Origin of the sequence: Kitasatospora sp. NPDC090308, assembly GCF_044769485.1 — a bacterium.
GTDB classification, from domain to species: domain Bacteria; phylum Actinomycetota; class Actinomycetes; order Streptomycetales; family Streptomycetaceae; genus Kitasatospora; species Kitasatospora fiedleri.
Genome location: NZ_JBIVXY010000003.1, coordinates 623,115 through 637,886, shown reverse-complemented (window position 1 = coordinate 637,886; position 14,772 = coordinate 623,115). Strand labels below are relative to the sequence as shown.

Annotated in this window: 11 protein-coding genes and 1 riboswitch; of the genes, 6 read left to right on the top strand and 5 right to left on the bottom strand. The window is 76.7% G+C overall.

Translation table 11 applies throughout. The features are described 5' to 3' along the window. Positions 1-93: 93 nt before the first annotated feature. The 3 genes from ACIQVD_RS10375 (at position 94) to ACIQVD_RS10365 (ending at position 2,445) form a co-directional block, all read left to right on the top strand. Positions 94-1,170: a sugar kinase gene (locus ACIQVD_RS10375; RefSeq protein WP_402287625.1), complete on the top strand. Its 1,077-nt coding sequence runs from the start codon at positions 94-96 to the stop codon at positions 1,168-1,170. Between the two features lie 73 nt (positions 1,171-1,243). Further along, on the top strand, positions 1,244-2,002 hold the full coding sequence (locus ACIQVD_RS10370) for an IclR family transcriptional regulator (RefSeq protein WP_400679293.1): 759 nt from the start codon (positions 1,244-1,246) through the stop codon (positions 2,000-2,002). Positions 2,003-2,034: 32 nt separating this feature from the next. Continuing rightward, entirely contained in the window at positions 2,035-2,445 is a 411-nt protein-coding gene (locus tag ACIQVD_RS10365) for a RidA family protein (protein WP_402287623.1), read from the top strand. A 105-nt stretch (positions 2,446-2,550) separates the two neighbouring features. On the opposite strand, the gene ACIQVD_RS10360 is transcribed toward ACIQVD_RS10365, so the two are convergent. Beyond that, on the bottom strand, positions 2,551-3,711 hold the full coding sequence (locus ACIQVD_RS10360; RefSeq protein WP_402287620.1) for a cobalt-precorrin-5B (C(1))-methyltransferase: 1,161 nt from the start codon (positions 3,709-3,711) through the stop codon (positions 2,551-2,553). Positions 3,712-3,838: 127 nt separating this feature from the next. Between ACIQVD_RS10360 and ACIQVD_RS10355 the strand changes: the two genes are divergently transcribed. Continuing rightward, entirely contained in the window at positions 3,839-4,597 is a 759-nt protein-coding gene (locus ACIQVD_RS10355) for a cobalt-precorrin-6A reductase (protein WP_400679286.1), read from the top strand. Positions 4,598-4,622: 25 nt separating this feature from the next. Here the strand turns inward: ACIQVD_RS10355 and ACIQVD_RS10350 are convergent, their stop codons facing one another. Genes ACIQVD_RS10350 through ACIQVD_RS10340 form a run of 3 tightly spaced genes read right to left on the bottom strand, consistent with a single transcriptional unit; the run spans position 4,623 to position 8,145 of the window. Next, entirely contained in the window at positions 4,623-6,218 is a 1,596-nt protein-coding gene (locus ACIQVD_RS10350) for a precorrin-2 C(20)-methyltransferase (RefSeq protein WP_402287618.1), read from the bottom strand. Continuing rightward, positions 6,215-6,841 (bottom strand): precorrin-8X methylmutase, encoded by a 627-nt coding sequence (locus tag ACIQVD_RS10345; protein ID WP_400679920.1) that lies wholly within the window; start codon positions 6,839-6,841, stop codon positions 6,215-6,217. The genes ACIQVD_RS10350 and ACIQVD_RS10345 overlap by 4 nt, the downstream gene beginning before the upstream one ends. Continuing rightward, positions 6,838-8,145 carry a hypothetical protein gene (locus ACIQVD_RS10340; RefSeq protein ID WP_402287616.1) on the bottom strand — a complete coding sequence of 436 codons (1,308 nt, stop codon included), beginning with the start codon at positions 8,143-8,145 and terminating at the stop codon, positions 6,838-6,840. Before ACIQVD_RS10340 ends, ACIQVD_RS10345 begins: the two co-directional genes overlap by 4 nt. A gap of 259 nt (positions 8,146-8,404) precedes the next feature. Further along, positions 8,405-8,469, top strand: a riboswitch (cobalamin riboswitch). A 186-nt stretch (positions 8,470-8,655) separates the two neighbouring features. Here ACIQVD_RS10340 and cobN point away from each other — a divergent pair. After that, the gene (gene cobN / locus ACIQVD_RS10335; protein WP_402287613.1) at positions 8,656-12,264 is read left to right on the top strand and encodes a cobaltochelatase subunit CobN; all 3,609 of its coding nucleotides are present in this window, start codon (positions 8,656-8,658) and stop codon (positions 12,262-12,264) included. 92 nt (positions 12,265-12,356) lie between these two features. Then, positions 12,357-13,916 carry an apolipoprotein N-acyltransferase gene (lnt, locus tag ACIQVD_RS10330; RefSeq protein WP_402287611.1) on the top strand — a complete coding sequence of 520 codons (1,560 nt, stop codon included), beginning with the start codon at positions 12,357-12,359 and terminating at the stop codon, positions 13,914-13,916. Positions 13,917-13,955: 39 nt separating this feature from the next. Here the strand turns inward: lnt and ACIQVD_RS10325 are convergent, their stop codons facing one another. Further along, a complete protein-coding gene (locus ACIQVD_RS10325) occupies positions 13,956-14,726 on the bottom strand; it encodes a VOC family protein (RefSeq protein WP_400679274.1) in 771 nt (256 codons plus the stop codon). Positions 14,727-14,772 lie beyond the last annotated feature (46 nt).

Sequence of the window (14,772 nt, the reverse complement as noted above, 5' to 3'; positions counted from 1 at the left end):
CACGCAGCACCGGGCTCACCGCCGAGCGCCGGTCCGCGCGGGCCCCCGGCGGCGGGAGCGGGGCACGGGCCCGAGGGCGAGGGAGCGGGATTGATGGCGGATCAAGGCGGTGCGGCGGCCGCCGCCCGGGCGGTGTGCCTGGGCGAGTCGATGGCGGTGCTGCTGCCCGACCGGCCGGGGCCGTTCGAGGCCGTCGGCGCGTTCCGCCCCTCGGTGGGCGGCGCCGAGTCCAACGTGGCGGCGGCGCTGGCCGCGCTGGGCGTGCCGACGGCGTGGATCAGCCGGGTCGGCGCGGACGGCTTCGGCCGCCGCCTGACGGGCGACCTGGCCGCGGTGGGCGTGGACGTGTCGGCCGTCGCGGTCGACCCGCACCGCCCCACCGGCGTGTACCTGAAGGAGACCGGCGGCTCCGGCCTGCCGCACGACCTCGGCCCGGGCCGCTCCCGCCTGCACTACTACCGCACCGGCTCGGCCGCCTCCGCGCTCTCCCCCGCGCTGCTGGACGACCCGGCCGCCGCCGCGCTGCTGGACGCCGCGCCGCTGCTGCACCTGACCGGCATCACGCCCGCGCTGTCGGACGGCTGCCTGGCCCTGGTGCGCGCCCTGCTGGCCCGCCGCCGCCCGGGCCGGCTGGTCTCCTTCGACCTCAACTGGCGCCCCGCGCTGTGGCGCCTGCGCGACCCGGCGGTGCTGCCGGAGCTGCTGGACGCCGCGGACGTGCTGCTGCTCGGCGCGGACGAGGCCGAGGACGCGTTCGGCGCCGGCGACCCGCGGGCGCTGCGCCGCCGCTTCCCCTCCCCCGCCACCCTGGTGGTCAAGGACTCCGGGCACCTGGTCACCGCGCTCGACCGGGACGGCGGCGCGGTCACCGAACCGGCGCTGCGGGTCGAGGTGGTGGAGCCCACCGGCGCGGGCGACGCGTTCGCGGCCGGCTACCTGGCGGGCACCCTGCGCGGCCTCGACCAGCGCTCCCGGCTGCGGCTGGGCCACCTGGCGGCGGCCGGCGCGCTGACCGCGCCCACCGATCACGGCGCGCTGCCGGACGCCCGGACGGTGGCCGCGCTGCTGGCCGCCGACGAGCGGGACTGGGCGGCGACCCGGGTCTCCGCGTCCGGCATCGACTCCCCCGCCCTGCCCGCCCCGGCCGCCCGGCCCGTCCCCGCACCCTGACCCCGCCGACCCGCCGACCCGCCGACCGCCCGAACCCCCCTCCCGGCACCCTCGAAGAACACTCGGGACACCCATGAGCCAGACCGTCACCCGCGCCCTGCGCCTGCTCGCCGAACTCGGCGAGGGCGAACGCTCCCTCGACCAGCTGGCCGACCTGATCGGCGTGCACAAGACCACCGTGCTGCGGCTGCTGCAGAGCCTGGAGGAGGAGCGCTTCGTCCACCGCGACGCGCAGTACCGCTACCACCTCGGCGCGGGCCTGTTCGCGCTCTCCAGCCTCGCCCTGGAGCAGCGCGGCATCCGGCGCACCGCCGCCCCGCACCTCGCCGAGCTGAACGCGGCGACCGGCCAGACCGTGCACCTGGCCGCGTACGAGGGCGGCGAGGTGGTGTACATCGACAAGTACGACTCCCGGCACCCGGTGCGGATGTACTCGCGGATCGGGCTGCGGGCGGCGCTGCACAACACGGCGGTGGCCAAGGTGCTGCTGGCCGACCTGCCGCCGGTCGAGCGCCGCCGGGTGGTCGACGGCATCGAGTTCACCGTGCACACCCCGCGCACGATCACCAGCCCGCACGCGCTGCTGGCCGAGCTGGACCAGGTCGCCGCGCAGGGCTGGGCGCAGGACCACGCCGAGCACGAGGCGTTCATCAACTGCGTGGCCGCGCCGATCCGGGACGCCTCGGGCCGGGTGGTGGCCGCCGCGTCGATCTCGGTGCCGGACGTGGTCCTCCGCTACGAGCAGGTGCTCGACCTGCTCCCCCAGCTGCTCGCCTGCACCCGGGCGATCTCCGCCGACGCGGGCCTCCCGGCCCGCGGCACCGTCCACTGACGATCCGTCACCAACCTTCTGGAGCAAGACGCATGAGCGACAAGATCGAGGTCCGTACCGACGGCGCGCCCGCCCCGGCCTGGATGTTCTCCCAGGGCGTGCGCAAGGGCCCGATCCTGCAGGTCTCCGGCCAGGGCCCGCAGGACCCGGCGACCGGCGACTACCTGTACCACGGCGACGTGAAGGCGCAGACCCGGCGCACGCTGGAGAACGTCAAGGCGATCGTCGAGGCCGGCGGCGCGAGCATCGAGGACGTGGTGATGTTCCGCGTCTACCTGACCAAGCGGGCCGACTTCCCGCTGATGAACGAGGTGTACGCCCAGTTCATCGAGGAGAACATCGCGCCGGGCGGCGTGAAGCCCTGCCGCACCACGATCTTCGTCGAACTCCCGCAGGAGCCGATGCTGGTGGAGATCGACGCCCAGGCCGTCGTCACCGGCTGACCCCGGCGCCGCGAAGGCCCCCGGCCCCGCGCGGACCGGGGGCCTTCGCGCGGCGGTACGCGGGCAGCGTGCGCCGAACGGGAACCGACGGCCCGCCGGGTTCGCTCAGGGCCCGGCGGGGGCGGCCCGGCCGACGATCGTGCCCGCGCGGTCGATGCAGATCACGTCGACCGTGACGGGCGCGCCGAGCAGCACGCCGAGGGCGGCGGCGCGGGCCCGCTCGGCCACCAGGTCGCCGAGCGGGACGCCCGCCGCCGCGCACGACTGCACCGCCTCCAGGGCGGTGTTGGCGGCGGCGACCCGCGCGACCAGCTCCTCGGTCGCGCCGCCCTCCCGGGCCAGCGCGGCGAGCCGGCCCTTGTCGACCTGGGAGCGACCGGAGTGCAGGTCGAGGTGGCCGTCGGCGAGCTTGGAGAGCTTGGCGAAGCCGCCGCAGACCGTCAGCCGCGGCACCGGGTGGCGGCGCAGGTACTTCAGGACCGCCCCGGCGAAGTCGCCCATGTCGAGCAGCGCGTCCTCGGGCAGGCCGTACTCGGCGACCACCACCTTCTCCGAGGTCGAGCCGGTCGCGCCCGCGACGTGGGTGTGCCCGGCGGCCCGGGCCACGTCGATGCCCCGGCGGATCGAGTCGATCCAGGCCGAGCACGAGTAGGGGACGACGACGCCGGTGGTGCCGAGGATGGACAGGCCGCCGAGGATGCCCAGCCGCGGGTTCCAGGTGTGCCGGGCGATCTCCTCGCCGCGGTCGACGGACAGCTCCACCTCCACGTCGCCGGACGCCCCGAACTCCCGGGCCACCTCGGCGACCACCTCGCGGATCAGCTGCCGGGGCACCGGGTTGACGGCCGGCTCGCCGACCGCCAGCGGCAGGCCCGGCTTGGTGACCGTCCCCACCCCCGGACCGGCCCGGAACACCACCCCGCTGCCCGCCGGGCCCGGCCGCACCGTGGCGCGCACCAGCGCGCCGTGCGTCACGTCCGGGTCGTCGCCCGCGTCCTTCACCACCCCGGCGCTGGCCCGGCCCGCCGCGACCTCCTCCACCGCCAGCGCGAACGCGGGCCGCTCCCCCTTCGGCAGCGTGATCACCACCGGGTCCGGGAAGCCGCCGCCGAGCAGGGCCGTGTACGCCGCCTTGGTCGCCGCCGTCGCGCACGCCCCCGTGGTCCAGCCGGGCCGCAGCCCGCTGCTGCGCAACTGGCCCCGGCGCCCGCCCTCGGCCGCCCCGCCACCGGCCGCCGGAGCGCCGTCCCGCACCTCACCGCTCACCGCTCTGTCCGCCCTCGTCGACTCGTCCACCCTGCCCCGCTCCCACCGTCCCACCGTCCCACGCCGGCCGTCCCGACCGCCCGGTTAGGGTGGTGTGTCCTGACCACAGCGGCCCCGGGAGCCCGTCATGCACGTCCTGATCCTCGGCGGCACCAGCGAGGCCCGCCGGCTGGCGGACGTCCTGGCGGCCGACCCGGCGCTGCGGGTGACCAGCTCGCTGGCCGGGCGGGTGGCCCGGCCCCGGCTGCCCGTCGGGGAGGTCCGGATCGGCGGCTTCGGCGGCCCGTCCGGCCTGGCCGCCTGGCTGCGCGCGCACGCCGTGGACGCGCTGCTGGACGCCACCCACCCGTTCGCCGAGCGGATCAGCCGCAACGCGGCGCTGGCCGCCGCCGGGACCGGCACCCCGCTGCTGGCGCTGCGCCGCCCCGGCTGGGCCCCGCAGGACGGCGACCGCTGGCACCCGGTGCCGAGCCTGGCCGCCGCCGCGCAGGCGCTGCCCGCGCTCGGCACCCGGGTGTTCCTGACCACCGGGCGCCAGGGCATCGCCGCCTTCGCGCACCTGGACGGCCTGACCTTCCTGGCCCGCTCGGTCGAGCCGCCCGAGCCGCCGATGCCCGCCGCCACCGAAGTGCTGCTGGAGCGCGGCCCGTTCACCCTGGACGGGGAGCGCGCGCTGCTGCGCGCGCACCGCATCGAGGTGCTGGTGACCAAGGACAGCGGCAGCGCCGCCACCGCCCCCAAGCTGACCGCCGCCCGCGAACTGGGCCTGCCGGTGGTCGTGGTGCAGCGCCCGGCCGCCCCGGAGGGCGTGCGCACCGCCCCGGACGTCGCCGGGGCGGCCGACTGGGTCCGGCAGTTGGACCGCTGCCGGGCCCGCCCCGCCTGACGCGCCGCCGACCACCCCGCCCCCGCTACCCCTCGGGGTAGCGGCGCGGCGTCCACACCACCTCGGCCCCGCCGCCGCGCCGCACCCACCGGGTCTGGGTGGAGCCGACCAGCAGCAGGGTGCGCATGTCGACGTCCGCCGGGTCGAGCGCGGCGAGTTCGACGGTGCGGACCCGCTCGGTGGGGCCGCCGACGTCCCGGGCCAGCACCACCGGGGTCTCCGGGGAGCGGTACTCCAGCAGCAGGTCACGGGCCGAACCGACCTGCGTGGTACGGGACTTGGAGCCGGGGTTGTACAGCGCGAGGACCAGGTCGGCCTCGGCGGCGGCGCGCAGCCGGCGGGCGATCACCTCCCAGGGCTTGAGCCGGTCGGAGAGCGAGATCACCGCGTAGTCGTGGCCGAGCGGCGCCCCGGCCCGGGAGGCGGCGGCGTGCGCGGCGGTCATGCCGGGCAGGACCCGCACGGGGACGTCCCGGTAGGGGTCCTCGCAGGCGGCTTCGAGGACGGCGGTGGCCATCGCGAAGACGCCGGGGTCGCCGGAGGAGACCACGGCGACCCGGCGGCCCCGGCGGGCCAGCTCCAGGGCGAACTCGGCGCGGACGCCCTCGACCTTGTTGTCGGAGCCGTGCCGGACCTGCCCGGCGCGGACGGGCACCCGGTCCAGGTAGGTGGTGTAGCCGACCAGGTCGGTGGCGTTCGCGAGGACGCCGCGCGCCTCGGGGGTGAGCCAGAGCGGCCCGGCGGGACCGGTCCCGACCACCACCACCTCTCCGACCGCCTCCGAGTCGTCCTGCGTCGAGGCATGCCGGGCCGAGGCGTCCTGGACCGGGGCGTCCTGGGCCGGGGCCGCGAAGGGCCGCCCCGCGGAGTCGAGCGCGGCGACCTTGCTGGGCAGCACGGCGACCGAGAAGTACGGCACGCTCTCCGGGTCGATCTCGGCGAGCGCCCCGGTGCGTTCGCCGTCCATGGTGGCACGCTCGACGTAGCGGGCGTCCGCCAGTCGGCCGGTGCGCTCCAGGGCGCGGCGAACGGCGGGGAAGGTCCGGCCGAGCTTCATGACGACGGCGGAGTCGGTGGCGGCGAGTCGGGCGGCGAGTTCCTCCTCGGGGAGGGTGCCGGGGATGATCGTGAGGATCTCCTCGGCCTCGACCAGCGGGGTGCCCAGCCGGGCGGCGGCGGCGCTGATCGAGGTGACGCCGGGGACGACCTCGGTCGGGTAGCGGTGCGCGAGCCGCTTGTGCATGTGCTGGTAGGAGCCGTAGAACAGCGGGTCGCCCTCGGCGAGGACGACGACGTCGCGTCCGGCGTCGAGGTGGGCGGCGAGCCGGGCGGCGGCCTCCTGGTAGAAGTCGTCGAGCGCGCCGCGGTAGCCGCCGGGGTGGTCGGTGGTCTCCACCGTGACGGGGTACATCAGCCGTTCTTCGAGCTGACTTCCCGTCAGGTACCGTTCGGCGATGGCGCGGGCGTGCGAGCGGCCGTGCCGGGCGCAGTGGTAGGCGATGACGTCGGCCTTGCCGATGAGTTCGGCGGCGCGCACGGTGACCAGCGAGGGGTCGCCCGGTCCGACGCCGACGCCGTACAGCCGGCCGACGCCGCGGCCGCCTTGCTGACTGTCCGTCATTCTTCTTCGCTCGCAATCGCGTTGATGGCGGCGGCGGCGATCGCGCTGCCGCCGCGGCGGCCCCGGACCACCAGGTGCTCCAGGGCGGAGGGGTGGTCGGCGAGGGCCTGCTTGGACTCGGCGGCGCCGATGAAGCCGACCGGGACGCCGATCACGGCGGCGGGCCGGGGCGCGCCCGCCTCGACCAGCTCCAGCAGGCGGAACAGCGAGGTGGGGGCGTTGCCGACGGCGACGACCGCACCCTCCAGCCGGGGCAGCCACAGTTCCATCGCGGCGGCGCTGCGGGTGGTGCCCATGGCGCGGGCGAGTTCCGGGACGGCGGGGTCGGTGAGGGTGCAGAGCACCTCGTTGTCGGCGGGCAGCCGCTTGCGGGTCACCCCGCTGGCGACCATGTTGACGTCGCACAGGATCGGCGCGCCGTCGAGCAGGGCGCGGCGGGCGTCGGCGACGGCGTTCGGCGACCAGAGCAGGTCGTCGACCAGGTCGGTCATGCCGCAGGCGTGGATCATCCGGACGGCGACCCGGGCGACGTCGGCGGGCAGGTGGGCGAGGTCCGCCTCGGCCCGGATGGTGGCGAAGGACTGGCGGTAGATGGCCGCGCCGTCCTTCTCGTAGTCGATCATTTGGGCCTCCGCCATGGGGTGTTCCGGGCTTCGGCGACTGCCTCGGCCGTTTCGTTCTCTTCGGTGTCGCGCACGGTGCCGTCGACGGTGACGCGGTGTCCGGCCGCGGTGGCCAGCACGTCGACCCAGCGGCCGGCGGGGTGTCCGCAGCGGCGGGCGCAGCCGGACCAGTGGACGGGCAGCCCCTCGGCGGGGACGTCGGCGACGGCCCGGGCGGCCTGGGCGCGGACGTCGGCGAGGGACTTCCCGCAGCCGGGCAGGCCGGTGCAGGCGGTGACGCCCTCCCAGGGGCCGCCGGGGGCGGTGCGGAATCCGGCGTCGGCCAGCCGCGCCAGCCAGGAGCCGTCGGCGCCGGGCAGCACGACGCCGCGCCAGGGGGTGAGCCGGGCGGCCCGCGGGCCCTCACCGTCCCGGGCCCCCCCGCCCGGAGCCCCCTCGTCCGGAGCCCCCTCGCCCAGCGCCGCCTCGCCCAGCGCCGCCGCGAGCAGCCGCCACTGCGCGCTGCTCGCGCGCCCGAACCGCAGGCCGACCGAGAGGCCGCCGACCACCGCGCCCACCGCACCTGCCGCCCTCACCGCGCCGAGCGCGGGCGGCTCCCCGGCGAACGGGGGCAGCGGGACGTCGCCCTCGGGCAGCTCGGCCTGGAGCTCGCGCGGGTGCCAGGCCCGGCCGGCGGCGAGGTCGAGGAAGCGGCGGGCGGCGTCGAGCGCGGCCGGGACGGGGGCGTCGACGGCGGTGGCGCGGCGGGCCCGGCCGAGGCGGAGCAGGGCGCGGCCGGCGCCGACTGCGATCAAGGTCACATCGGCGTTCAGCGCGGCGACGTCGCCGCGGCCGTCGTCGAGGGCGAACAGGAACTTGCCGGACAGCCCGGCGGCCCACGGCGCGGCGCACAGCGCCCGGTCCAACTCCCGTACCCAGTACGCGATCTCGCCGCCGCCGACGCCCCGCCCGTCGAGCCCGGCGAGCGGCGAGGCGACCACGTTGCGGACGCGCTCGTGGGTGTCGGAGGGCAACAGGCCGACGGCGCGCAGCCGTTCGGCGAGGTCGGCGGCGCAGCCGTCGGCGAGGCCGCGCAGCTGGACGTTGCCGCGCGAGGTGATCTCGACCTCGCCGTCACCGAGGGCGTCGGTGGCGTCGGCGACCGCGAGCAGCTGACGGCGCGTCAGAAACCCGCCGGGCAGCCGGAGTCGGGCGAGGTTGCCGTCCTCGGCGGGGTGCAGGCGGAGCGCGCCGGGGCAGGCGTCGGCGCGGCCTCGGTCGGGCCCGACGGAGGGTGCCTGGGCGGCGTCGGGTGTGGGTGGCATGGCGGCGAGCATACCCATCGGGTGCGGACGCGCCACCGCCTCGTGCGTCACACCCGCGGTCCGCTCGTGGGTCACACCCGCGGTCCGGCCGGGCGGGCGATTGCGCAGCTCAGGGCGGGGCGGTCCGGGGGCGGGGGTGCGGACGGTCGGGTTTCGGTCAGCGTCACAGGTCACACTCCCCCGGGGGCCGATCACCCCGTACGATGCTGCCGGGCGCCTCTCGGGGCGTCCGCTGCCAGCGACGGCACAGCGGAGGAAGTCCGGTGCGAATCCGGGGCGGTCCCGCCACTGTGACCGCGGCTCAGTGAGCCGCGGGAGCCAGGAACTCCGGCCGTCCTCCACCGCCCGGGGCGAGGACCCCGAGGAAGGCTGTTCCATGCGCTGCCGCATGCCCGTGCCCCGGCGGGCGCCCGCCGTCGCCGGGCCGTCCCACGCCGCCCGTGCTGGGCTGCCCCACGCCGTCCGCCCCGCGCTGTCCGAGCTGTCCGAGACGCCCGGGAGGGCCTCCGCATGATCCTGCTGCTGTCCACGTCCGACACCGACCTGCTGAGCGCCCGGGCGTCGAGCGGCCCGGTGCCGTTCCGCTGGGGCAACCCGGCGCGGCTGTCGCCCGAGGAGCTGCCCGCGCTGCTGGAGGGCGTGGAGCTGGTGGTGGTGCGCCTGCTGGGCGGGCGCCGGGCCTGGCAGGAGGGGCTGGACGCGCTGCTGGCGGGGCCGCGCCCGGTGGTGGTGCTGACCGGTGAACAGGCGCCGGACGCGCAGCTGATGGAGCTGTCGACCGTCCCGGCGGGCATCGCGGCGGAGGCGCACGTGTACCTGGCGCACGGCGGTCCGGCGAACCTGGCGGAGCTGGGCGCGTTCCTGTCCGACACGGTGCTGCTGACCGGCCACGGCTTCGCGCCCCCGGCCTCGGCCCCGGCCTGGGGTCCGCTGGAGCGGGAGGCGCGCACCAGCGAGGGCCCGGTCGTCGCGGTGCTGTACTACCGGGCGCACCACATGAGTGGCAACACGGCGTTCGTCGAGACGCTCTGCCGGGCGGTCGAGGACCGGGGCGCGCGGGCCAGGGCGTACTTCTGCGCGTCGCTGCGCGGCGCGGAGCCGGAGCTGCTGGCGGAGCTGGGCGCGGCCGACGCGATCGTGACGACCGTGCTGGCGGCGGGCGGCACCCGCCCGGCGGACGCGCAGGCGGGCGGGGACGAAGAAGCCTGGGACGCGGGCGCGTTGGCGGCGCTGGACCGGCCGATCCTGCAGGCGCTCTGCCTGACCTGGTCGCGGGCCCGGTGGGAGGACAGCGACGACGGCCTGTCGCCGCTGGACACGGCGACGCAGGTCGCGGTGCCGGAGTTCGACGGCCGGCTGATCACCGTCCCGTTCTCGTTCAAGGAGGTCGACGAGGACGGCCTGACGGTCTACGCGGCGGACCCGGAGCGGGCGGCGCGGGTCGCGGGCATCGCGGTGCGGCACGCCCTGCTGCGGCACACCCCGGCGGCCGAGCGCCGGCTCGCCCTGGTGCTGTCCGCGTACCCGACCAAGCACGCCCGGGTGGGCAACGCGGTGGGCCTGGACACCCCGGCGTCGGCGATCCGGCTGCTGGAGCGGCTGCGCGCGGAGGGCATGGACCTGGGCGACGGCCTGCCCGGCCTGGACACCGGCACCGAGGGCGGCCACGAGGGCGACGCGCTGATCCACGCGCTGATCGAGGCGGGCGGCTACGACCAGGCGTGGCTGACCGAGGACCAGCTCTCGCGCAACCCGGTGCGCATCCCGGCCGCCGACTACCGGCGCTGGTACGCGACCCTCCCGCAGGGGCTGCGCGAGCGGGTGGAGGAGCACTGGGGCCCGGCGCCGGGCGAGCTGTACGTGGACCGTTCGCACAACCCGGACGGCGACATCGTGCTGGCCGCGATCCGCTCGGGCAACCTGCTGGTGCTGATCCAGCCGCCGCGCGGTTTCGGCGAGAACCCGGTGGCGATCTACCACGACCCGGACCTGCCGCCCAGCCACCACTACCTGGCGGCCTACCGGTGGATCGCGGCGGACCGCGCGGACGGCGGCTTCGGCGCGCACGCGGTGGTGCACCTGGGCAAGCACGGCAACCTGGAGTGGCTGCCGGGCAAGACGGCGGCGCTGTCGGCGGAGTGCGGCCCGGACGCGGCGCTCGGCGACCTGCCGCTGGTCTACCCGTTCCTGGTGAACGACCCGGGCGAGGGCACCCAGGCCAAGCGCCGGGCGCACGCCACCCTGGTCGACCACCTGGTGCCGCCGATGGCGCGCGCCGACTCCTACGGCGACATCGCCCGCCTGGAGCAGCTCCTGGACGAGCACTCGAACATCGCGGCGATGGACCCGGCGAAGCTGCCCGCGATCCGGGCGCAGATCTGGACGCTGATCCAGGCCGCCAAGCTCGACCACGACCTGGGCCTGGACGAGCGCCCGGAGGACGACGGCTTCGACGACTTCCTGCTGCACGTCGACGGCTGGCTGTGCGAGGTGAAGGACGCGCAGATCCGCGACGGCCTGCACGTGCTGGGCCAGGCCCCGGCGGGCACCGACCGGGTGAACATCGTGCTGTCGATCCTGCGGGCCCGGCAGATCTGGGGCGGCGTGAGCGCGCTGCCGGGCCTGCGCGAGGCGCTGGGCCTGGACGAGGCGGCGCTGTCGCTGGGCGCGACGGACGCGGCGGAGGCGAAGGCCCGCGCGCTGGTGGAGGCGATGGAGGCGGAGGACTGGAACCCGGCCGCGGTGGAGAAGGTCGCCGCCGGGCTGCCGTCCGCCGTCGCCGACGTCCTGGACTTCGCGGCGGCCCAGCTGGTGCCCCGACTGGCCGCCACCACCGACGAGTTGGACGCGGTGCTGCACGCCCTCCAGGGCGGTTTCGTCCCGGCCGGCCCGTCCGGCTCCCCGCTGCGCGGGCTGGTCAACGTGCTGCCCACCGGCCGCAACTTCTACTCGGTGGACCCGAAGGCCGTCCCGTCCCGGCTGGCCTGGGAGACCGGCCAGGCGCTGGCCGCCTCGCTGGTCGAGCGCTACCGGGCCGACAACGACGGCCGGTTCCCGCCGTCGGTGGGCCTCTCGCTCTGGGGCACCTCGGCGATGCGCACCGCGGGCGACGACATCGCCGAGGCGCTGGCCCTGCTGGGCGTGCGCCCGGTGTGGGACGACGCCTCGCGCCGGGTGACCGGCCTGGAGCCGATCCCGGCGGCCGAGTTGGGCCGGCCGCGGATCGACGTGACGCTGCGCATCTCGGGCTTCTTCCGGGACGCCTTCCCGCACGTGGTGGCGCTGCTGGACGACGCGGTGCGGCTGGCCGCCCGCCAGGAGGAGCCGGACGAGCAGAACTTCGTCCGGGCCCACGTGCAGGCCGACCTGGCCGAGCACGGCGACGAACGCCGGGCCACCGTCCGGGTGTTCGGCTCCCGCCCGGGCACCTACGGCGCGGGCCTGCTCCAGCTGATCGACAGCCGGGACTGGCGCACCGACGCCGACCTGGCCGAGGTGTACACGGTGTGGGGCGGCTACGCGTACGGGCGCGACCTGGACGGGCGGCCCGCGCGCGAGGAGATGGAGACCGCGTACCGGCGGATCACGGTGGCGGCGAAGAACACCGACACCCGCGAGCACGACATCGCCGACTCGGACGACTACTTCCAGTACCACGGCGGCATGGTGGCCACCGTCCGGGCGCTGACCGGCAGCAGCCCGGCCGCGTACATCGGCGACTCGACCCGCCCCGAGACGGTGCGCACCCGCACCCTGACCGAGGAGGCGGCCCGGGTCTTCCGCGCCCGGGTGGTCAACCCGCGCTGGCTGGAGGCGATGCGGCGGCACGGCTACAAGGGCGCGTTCGAGATGGCCGCGACCGTCGACTACCTGTTCGGCTACGACGCGACCACCGGGGTGGTCGCCGACTGGATGTACGAGAAGCTGACCGAGGAGTACGTGCTCGACCCGGTCAACCGCGAGTTCTTCGCCGAGGCCAACCCGTGGGCCCTGCACGGCATCGCCGAGCGCCTGCTGGAGGCCGCGGGGCGCGGCCTGTGGGCGGAGCCGGACGCGGCGCTGCTGGACGAGCTGCGGCAGGTGCTGCTGGAGACGGAAGGTGATCTGGAGGGCGAGTGAGTCCGCGGGACCGGGGCATGAGGGGGGCGTCCCTGACATGCCGATGATCGAATAGGGGTGTCTTCCCGCCCTCCCGGGCGGACAATCTCCGCATGAGCCTGCGAACCGCACTCACCCGACCCGCCCGCTACGGCGCGCTGGCCTCGGGCGCACTGCCCGTCCTGACCTTCCCCGGCGTCGGCCTGGCCTGGCTGGCCTGGGCGGCGCTGGTGCCCGGCCTGCTGCTGATGCGGGCGGCGGACGGGCCGCGCGAGGCGGCGGTGCGCGGCTGGTGGTTCGGCGCCGGGTTCATCCTGACCGGGATGTACTGGCTGATCCCGTCGATCGGCCCGGCGCTGCCCGTCCTGGCGGTGCTGTTCGGCGCGTTGCAGGCGCCGCTGGGCCTGGCCGCGTGGTGGCTGCTGCACGGCGAGCCGGCGCCGCGCCGGGCGGCGGCGGCGCTCGCGGTGCTGCCCGCGGTGTGGGTGAGTGCCGAGTTCGTCCGCTCCTGGGGCGCGCTGGGCGGGCCGTGGGCGCTGCTCGGCGCCACCCAGTGGGAGCACCCGGCGGTGCTCGGCCTGGCCTCGATCGGCGGGGTGTGGCTGGTGAGTTGGGCGCTGGTCGCGGTCAACACGGCGCTGCTGGTGCTGCTGTGCGCGCACGAGCTGCGGCTGCGCGCGGCGGCGGGGGCGGCCGCGCTGGCCGTCGCCCTGGCGGGCCCGCTGGCGTTCGCCGAGCAGGCCGCCCCGGCGACCTCCGGTTCGGCGTCGGTGGCGCTCGTCCAGGTCGGCTCGACCGCGGACGAGCAGGCCCGGCTGGAGGCGAACGTCAAGATCACCCGGAGCCTGGTCGGCAGCCCGGTGGACCTGGTGGTGTGGGGCGAGAGCTCGACCACCGACGACCTGGACCGGGACGCCGCGACGGTGCAGCGGCTGGCGGCGCTCTCGCGCACCACGGGCGCGCAGCTGCTGGTCGGCGAGGACGCCCGGAAGGCCGACGGCCGGATCTCCAAGGACGCGGTGCTGGTGGACGGTTCGGGCCTGGTGGCGCGCTACCGGAAGATCCGGCTGGTGCCGTTCGGCGAGTACATCCCGCTGCGCCCGCTGCTGGGCTGGATCGCCGGGGTGAGCGCGGCGGCGGGCGAGAACCGGGCCCCGGGCAGCTCGGTGCACCTGCTGCCGGTGGCCGACCGGGACGGGCGTCCGCTGCCGGTGGGCGCGCTGATCTGCTTCGAGTCGGCGTTCCCCGACCTGTCGCGCACCAGCGCGCAGCAGGGCGCCGCGCTGATCGTCTACCAGTCGGCGACCTCGACCTTCCAGTCCACCTGGGCCCCGGCCCAGCACGCCTCGCTGGGCGCGCTGCGGGCGGCGGAGACCGGCCGGCCGGTGGTGCAGGCGGCGCTGACCGGCGAGTCGGTGGCGTACGACGCGCAGGGCCGGCGGCTGGTGCGGCTGGGCACCGACGAGACCGGCGCGGCGACGGTCCGGCTGGCGCTGGCCGACCCGGCGGCCCGCACCTGGTACGTCCGGCTGGGCGACTGGGTGCCGCTGACGGCGCTGGCGGTGGTGCTGGCGGCGGCCGCGACCGCCGCCGGGCCGCTGCTGCGCGAGCGCCGCCGCCCGGGCCCGCCGCCGTCCTCGGCGCCCACCGGCGCGCCCCCGGCCCGGGTCTGAGCCGCGCCCGCGGCCCGGGTCTGAGCCGCGCCCGCCGCGCTACTCGCGGTCGCCCGGCTCCACCACGTGGATGCCGAACAGCGCGCCCTGCGGGTCGCGCAGGACGGCCAGCCGCGGCCCGTCGGGGACGTCGGTGGGCGGGAGGGTGACGGTGGCGCCGAGCAGGGCGGCGCGCTCGGCCCCGAGGTCGGCGTCGGCGACCGCGAAGTACGGCATCCAGTAGGGCGGGACCTCGGCCGGGAACTGGTCGGACATGTCCATCATGCCGCCGAAGTCCCGGCCGCCCAGGCCGAACTCGGTGTACATCTCACCGGTGTTGACGCTCCAGCCGAACACCCGGCCGTAGAACTCGGCGGCGGCCCGCGGATCGCGGGTGGCGAGCTCGACCCAGCCGAGCGAGCCGGGCTCGTCGCGCACGTCGACCCCGCGCATCGCGGCGGGCTGCCAGGTGGAGAAGACCGCGCCGGCGGGGTCGGCGGCGACCGCGAACCGGCCCCAGTCCAGGGCGTCCATCGGCCCGGCGATCAGCCTGCCGCCGGCGTCGGCGATCTCGTCGGCGGTGATGTCGGTGTCGGCGGTGTGGAAGCCGATGGTCCACGCGGTGGGCTGGTCGGGCTGCATCAGGCCGCTGAGCCCGGCGACGAGCTGCTCGCCCAGGTAGAGCCGGCTGTAGCCCGCCGCCCCCTCCTCCGGCACCGCCTCGGCGCGCCAGCCGAACAGCTCGTGGTAGAAGGCCCTCGCGGCGGCCGGGTCCTTGGTGGCGAGCTCCACCCAGCAGGGCGCGCCGGGGCTCGGTTGGGTGATCTTCACGGTCGGTTCATCTCCAGGGTCGCTCTGCACCGCTCTGCCGCGGACG

Excerpts from the sequence above, each read along its gene's own strand:
- ACIQVD_RS10370 (WP_400679293.1), top strand. The coding sequence starts at position 1,244 with ATGAGCCAGACCGTCACCCGCGCCCTGCGCCTGCTCGCCGAACTCGGC.
- cobN (WP_402287613.1), top strand. The coding sequence starts at position 8,656 with ATGATCCTGCTGCTGTCCACGTCCGACACCGACCTGCTGAGCGCCCGG.
- ACIQVD_RS10365 (WP_402287623.1), top strand. The coding sequence starts at position 2,035 with ATGAGCGACAAGATCGAGGTCCGTACCGACGGCGCGCCCGCCCCGGCC.
- ACIQVD_RS10375 (WP_402287625.1), top strand. The coding sequence starts at position 94 with ATGGCGGATCAAGGCGGTGCGGCGGCCGCCGCCCGGGCGGTGTGCCTG.
- lnt (WP_402287611.1), top strand. The coding sequence starts at position 12,357 with ATGAGCCTGCGAACCGCACTCACCCGACCCGCCCGCTACGGCGCGCTG.
- ACIQVD_RS10350 (WP_402287618.1), bottom strand. The coding sequence starts at position 6,218 with ATGACGGACAGTCAGCAAGGCGGCCGCGGCGTCGGCCGGCTGTACGGC.
- ACIQVD_RS10355 (WP_400679286.1), top strand. The coding sequence starts at position 3,839 with ATGCACGTCCTGATCCTCGGCGGCACCAGCGAGGCCCGCCGGCTGGCG.
- ACIQVD_RS10340 (WP_402287616.1), bottom strand. The coding sequence starts at position 8,145 with ATGCCACCCACACCCGACGCCGCCCAGGCACCCTCCGTCGGGCCCGAC.
- ACIQVD_RS10345 (WP_400679920.1), bottom strand. The coding sequence starts at position 6,841 with ATGATCGACTACGAGAAGGACGGCGCGGCCATCTACCGCCAGTCCTTC.